The sequence below is a fragment of the Anaerolineales bacterium genome, assembly GCA_022866145.1.
Classification (GTDB): domain Bacteria; phylum Chloroflexota; class Anaerolineae; order Anaerolineales; family E44-bin32; genus PFL42.
Map to the genome: position 1 here is coordinate 1 of JALHUE010000318.1, position 1,635 is coordinate 1,635.

The 1,635-nt window shown below is 65.3% G+C and carries 1 protein-coding gene; it reads right to left on the minus strand.

Translation table 11 applies throughout. From position 1 onward, the window contains the following. A partial coding sequence (locus MUO23_09850; GenBank protein MCJ7513256.1) for a UvrD-helicase domain-containing protein occupies positions 1–1,635 on the minus strand: 1,635 nt, incomplete at both ends.

The following is a 1,635-nucleotide window of genomic DNA, read 5'->3' on the forward strand; positions in this document are numbered from 1 at the left end:
CCCGCCCACGCGGCGGCGGAACGCACGCACGAGGAACAAGTGGTCCATGCTGCGGGTGATCCCGACGTAGAACAGGCGTCGCTCCTCGTCGAGGGCTTCCTTGTCGTCCAACGAGCGCTGGTGGGGCAGCAGTCCTTCTTCGAGCCCGACAATGAACACCACCGGGAACTCAAGGCCTTTGGCTGCGTGGAGCGTCAGCAGCGTGGGGGCGTTCTGCTCTTCGGTCAGGGTGTCCTGGTCGGAGACCAGGGCGACCGACTCGAGAAACGCCGACAGGTCGAGGTCGGTGAATTCGGCGGCAAGGTTGCGGAGTTCGAGGACATTGCCCCAGCGCTCGGCGCCTTCCTCGGTGCCGTCATCGACGTAGCCGCGGTAGTCCACGGCCGCGAGAATGGCATCGATCAATTCGGAGACCGTCACGGATTGGGCCAGCAACCGCCAGCGCTCGAGGCCGCGGCCGAAATCCAGCACCGCGGCTGTAGCCCTTGCCGACAGGCCGGCGGGCGGGTCCGCCTGGCCCTGACCCAGCAGGCTGAGCATCTTCCCGGCACTCTGGCCTCGGGCAGTGGCCGTATCCAGCAGGCTGCCCGTGGATTTGGCGCCCAGGCCGCGGTTGGGGGTATTGAGGACCCGCAGCAGGCTGACCTGATCATCCCGGTTGTGCACCAGGCGCAGGTAGGCAACCACATCCTTGACTTCGCGCCGCCCGTAGAAGCGCTGCGCACCCACCAGGCGATACGGAAGGCCCGCCCGCAGAAATGCCTCCTCAAGCGAGCGGGATTGAGCATTGGTCCGGTACATGACTGCGCAATCTCCCGGACGGGCGTTGTTCCTGACGGTCAATTCGGCGATGGTGTCGACGACGTATCGTGCCTCATCCGTCTCGTCGTAGGCTTCATAGATCGTCACCCGGCTGCCCGGGCCGCGATCGGTAAACAGCCGTTTGGGCTGACGTCCGGGAGCGCGGTCGATCACCGCCATGGCGATATCGAGGACGGTCTGCGTCGAGCGGTAGTTCTGCTCGAGCAGGATCACCTCCGCCTGCGGGAAGTCCTGGGTGAAGCGGCGGACGTTGCGGTAGTCGGCGCCGCGCCAGCGGTAGATCGATTGATCGGCGTCGCCAACGGCGAACAGGTCGGCCGAGTCGGAGGTCAGCCAGCGAAGCAGCTCGTATTGAACGTTGTTGGTGTCCTGGAACTCATCCACCAGCAGGTGACGGTGCCGGAACCGGGTGCGTTCCCGAACTTCGGGATGATCTCGAAGCAGGCGCGCCGACTGTGTGAGTAGATCATCGAAATCCAGGGCGTTGTTGCTGCGGAGCGCAGTCTGGTAGCGGGCATATACCTGCTGGGCGATCGCCTGCACGGGGCTGCCGGCGGCGATCTCCTCCGGCCGGAGCATTTCGTTCTTTGCCTGCGACACGATCGCCTGGATCTTTCCCGGCGGGACCTGCTTGGGATCGTATCCGAGATCCTTGATGGCCTGGCGGATTAGCAGGTGCTGGTCGTCCTCGTCGAAGATCACGAACTCGCGGCTGACATCCAGGTAGTCGGCTTCGCGCCGCAGCAGCCGGGCCGACCAGGCGTGAAAGGTTCCCAGGGTGGGCCGGCTGGGACCGGCCATCTCGGGGAGCAG